This is a genomic window from Pseudonocardia pini, assembly GCF_013870575.1.
GTDB classification, from domain to species: Bacteria; Actinomycetota; Actinomycetes; order Mycobacteriales; family Pseudonocardiaceae; genus Pseudonocardia; species Pseudonocardia pini.
Genome location: NZ_JACBXB010000535.1, coordinates 1 through 3,899, shown reverse-complemented (window position 1 = coordinate 3,899; position 3,899 = coordinate 1). Strand labels below are relative to the sequence as shown.

The 3,899-nt window shown below is 73.0% G+C and carries 3 protein-coding genes; 1 reads left to right on the top strand and 2 read right to left on the bottom strand.

Annotated elements, in window-relative coordinates; all coding sequences use genetic code 11:
- The coding region (locus H5J29_RS24130) for an FAD-dependent oxidoreductase (protein WP_181783321.1) at positions 1-814 on the top strand (814 nt) is incomplete at its 5' end.
- Positions 815-834: 20 nt separating this feature from the next.
- Here H5J29_RS24130 and H5J29_RS24125 read toward each other — a convergent pair.
- A complete protein-coding gene (locus H5J29_RS24125; RefSeq protein ID WP_181783320.1) occupies positions 835-2,331 on the bottom strand; it encodes an aldehyde dehydrogenase family protein in 1,497 nt (498 codons plus the stop codon).
- Between the two features lie 182 nt (positions 2,332-2,513).
- Positions 2,514-3,635 (bottom strand): ferredoxin--NADP reductase, encoded by a 1,122-nt coding sequence (locus tag H5J29_RS24120; RefSeq protein ID WP_181783319.1) that lies wholly within the window; start codon positions 3,633-3,635, stop codon positions 2,514-2,516.
- Between the last annotated feature and the right edge of the window lie 264 nt (positions 3,636-3,899).

The window sequence follows — 3,899 nt, the reverse complement described above, 5'->3', positions numbered from 1 at the left end:
GGCGCCGTCCGTCGACTACGAGTACGAGGGCCGGACCCTCACGACGGGATGCCGGCTCGTCGTCGTGGCCGACGGCAAGAACTCCTCGACGCGCAGCAGGCTGGGCATCCCGCTGGTCGTGACCGGCCCGCGGGTCCTGCTCACCGGCCTGCTCGTCGACGACGGCGGCGCCTGGGACCGGGCGGAGACGACGATCGGCGTCGACGGTCGCAACCAGTACATCGTGGTGCCGCGCGGGGACGACCGGATCCGGCTCTACATCGGGCGGCGGACCACCGATCCGGACCGGTTCACCGGGCGCGACCGGGTCGGCGACTTCCTCGAGGCCTACCGCTCCCCCGTGCTGCCGCACCACGAGGCCCTGGCGGGCGGGACACCGCTGGGCCCCTGCGCGTCGTTCCCGATGACCGACGCCTGGACCGACAGCCCGGTGATCCCCGGCGTCGCGCTGATCGGCGACGCCGCGGGGTGGAGCAACCCGGTCACGGCGCAGGGCCTGAGCGTGACGTTCCGGGACGCCCGGGTGCTCGCGGACACCCTGCTCGACGACTCGGACTGGAGCCCCGCCGGGCTCTCGGGCTACACCGAGGAGCGCCGCGACCGGATGGCCCGGCTGCGGTTCGCGAGCGCACTGACCGACCTGCTGTCGGCGTTCGGAGCGCCCGACCGCGTGCGGCGCCGGGGTCGGATGCAGGCCCTGCTCCGCGACCGACCCGAGCTGGGTGCCGCCCTGGCGGCAGTCCATTCCGGGCCCTGGTCGGCGCGGGCAGAGGCCTTCACCCCCGACATCCTGACGACGCTCGCGATGGCGTGAGCGGACGCCCCGCCGTGCGCTCAGGCAGGCAGCGCGGGCGGCTCCATGCCGATCCGCACGTTCTTCGGCCTGCTGAACTCGCGCAGCCCCTCGAGGCCGCCGAGCCGCCCCTCGCCACTCTGCTTGAACCCGCCGTAGGGCGCGGAGGGCACCAGGTCGGAGAAGGTGTTGACGTAGACCGAGCCGGACTGCAGCGCCCGGGAGACCCGGTGCGCCCGGCGGAGGTCGTTGGTCTGGACGTAGCTCACGAGGCCGTAGCTCGTGTCGTTCGCGAGTGCGACGGCCTCCTCCTCGTCGGAGAACCGGCTGACGGAGACGACCGGACCGAACGTCTCCTGCTGGTTGAGCGGGCTCGCGTTGTCGACGTCGGCGAACAGCGTCGGCTCGATGAAGAAGCCGTCGGCGAGGCTGCCGCCGAGCCGGCCGCCACCCGTCACCAGGCGACCACTGCCGGTGGAGCGCGCGGTCTCGACCACGCCGAGGATCCGGTCCAGCGCCGACTCCGCGATCACCGGTCCGACCAGCGTCTTCGCGTCGAACGGATCCCCGACGACCGCCTGCGAGATGAACGCTCCCGCCTTCTCCACGAACTGGTCGTAGATCGAGTCCTCCACCAGGATCCGGCTGCCGCAGGCGCAGTTCTGACCGCTCTGGGCGAGCGGCCCGATGAACGAGGACAGCATGACCGCGGTGTCGAGGTCCGTGTCGGCGAAGACGAGGTTGGCCGACTTGCCGCCGAGCTCGGTCGCGACGGGGGTGAGCGTGTCCACCGCGGCGAGGTGGATCTTCCGTGCGGTCGCCCCGCTCCCGGTGAAGTGGATCTTCCCGACGCCCGGGTGGCGGACCAGGGCCTCCCCACCCACGTGGTCACCGGGGACCACGTTGACCAGCCCCGGCGGCAGGCCCGCCTCGAGCGCGAGCTCACCGAACCGCAACGTCGTGAGGGGCGCGAGCTCCGGGGGCTTGATCACCACCGCGTTGCCGGCGGCCAAGGCCGGGGCCACGGCCATCCCGATCATCACCATCGGGCCGTTCCACGGCACGATCACCCCGACGACGCCGTAGGGCTCCTCGGAGATGATGTTCAGGTCACCGCTGTAGGAGACCGGCGGGACCTGACCGGCCAGCTTGTCGATCCACCCCGCGTAGTAGCGGAACCACCGGGCCATCCAGAAGGGGTGGACCGCGCTGATCGCGGACGCCACACCGTTGTCCGCGACCGACAGCGCGGCGAGTGCGGGGATCTCGGCCTGGATCAGGTCGGAGAGCTTGAGCAGCATGTCCCGGCGGAGGTCGACGGGCAGGGCGATCCACGCCTTCTGCGCCGCCGCGGCCGAGGCCACCGCCTGGTCGATCTCGGTCGGACCGGCCATCGCCACCTCGGCGTTGACCCGACCGTCACCGGGGAAGACGTGCGGGTAGAGACCCTGGGACGTCGTGGTCACGCGCTGCCCGTCCAGCAGCAGTCCGTGGGTCTCGACGGTGTCGGAGGTCGGTATGGGTGCGGTCGTCGTCATGGTCACCTCGTCGTGAGCAGGGATCGGCGGACGTACGGGGACGATCGGGGTGGACGGGCGTCCGCTGCGGCTCGGCGAGGCCCGTCTCCGCGGACCGGGACCGCGTCTGCGTGGATCGAGGCTGGCACCGCGCCGAACGGGCTGTCAAGTACCGCCACCCGGCTTTTCTGACGCCGAGTCGCTCAGAAGCGCACGTGGATCCCGGCCCCGGGGGTCTCCGGGTCCGGCACCGACTGGCAGCCCAGGACGTGGCCCTCGGCGAGGTCGTCGTCGTCGAGCACGTCGTTGGACTCCATCCGGACCCGGCCCTTCAGCACCTGCGCCTGGCAGGCGCCGCAGACACCGTCCCGACAGGAGTACGGGGCGTCGATCCCCTTGCTCAACAACAGGTCCACCAGCCGGACACCGGCGGGCCAGGCCAGCTCGTGGGTGTCTCCGTCCAGCTCGACGACCACCTGGACGGCCTCCGACTCCTCCCCCTCGACCGCCCGGGGCACCACGATCTCGGCGAACGGGTCCGCCTCCAGCGAGGTGAAGACCTCGACGTGGACGCGGTGCGGGTCGGCCCCCGCCGACCGGAGCGCGGCCGAGACCGCGTCCATGAACGGCCCCGGGCCGCAGACGAAGGCCTCCCGGTCCGCGTAGGACCCCACCAGCGCGGACAGCTGCGGGACGGTCGGGACCCCCTGCACGGACTCCAGCCAGTGCAGCACGGTCAGCCGCTCCGGGTGCGCGGCGGCGAGTCGCCGCAGCTCGGCCGCGAAGATCACCGACGACTCGTCCCGGTTGGCGTAGAGCACCGCGACCCGCCCGGTGCCCGCCGCCAGCGCCGAGCGCAGGATCGACAGCACCGGGGTGACGCCGCTGCCGCCCGCCGCGAGGAACAGGTCGACGTCCAGGTCGGCGGGCGTGAAGAGCCCCGCCGGGGCCAGCACCTCGAGCTCCGTGCCCGCGCGGACGTTGTCGCACAGCCAGTTCGAGCCGTAGCCGCCCGCCGTCCGCTTCACCGTGACGGTCAGCCCCGGGTCGGCCCCGTGCGGCGAGCTCGCGAGCGAGTAGCAGCGCGCGACCGATCCCGTCCGCTCGCTCGGGATCCGCAGGGTGAGGAACTGGCCGGGGCGGTAGCGGAACATCTCCCGGTCCTCGGCGGGCACCTCGAACACGAGCGAGTGCGCGTCCGCCGTCTCCTGCACCACCCGGGAGACCCGCAACGCCCGCGAGCGGGGGCGGACCGCCGTGGCGGGCACCGCCGCCTGCGGCGGGCTGGTCGGCGCGGCGACGGGCGCGGCGGCGGGCTCGGCCATGGGCTCCTCCGGTCCTCGGTACCGACGACCACCATCGACGGCGGCCGCTTTCTGACATAGTGTATGCGTCAGCTGAGCAGGAGAAGAGCTGCCGGCGCGATGTGACGCGGTCGTCCCCGGCCGCCGTCCGCGTCGGCACCGAGCCCGGGAGGGACGGAGCCGATGAGCACCCACGTGGGCGTCGCGGACACGGAGGACCAGGCCGCGCTGGTCGAGGCGGTCGAGGCCGCCCTGCAGCGGCACTGGGGTGCCGAGCACCGGCAC

Coding starts and splice junctions, on each gene's coding strand:
- H5J29_RS24125 (WP_181783320.1), bottom strand. CDS start 2,331: ATGACGACGACCGCACCCATACCGACCTCCGACACCGTCGAGACCCAC.
- H5J29_RS24120 (WP_181783319.1), bottom strand. CDS start 3,635: ATGGCCGAGCCCGCCGCCGCGCCCGTCGCCGCGCCGACCAGCCCGCCG.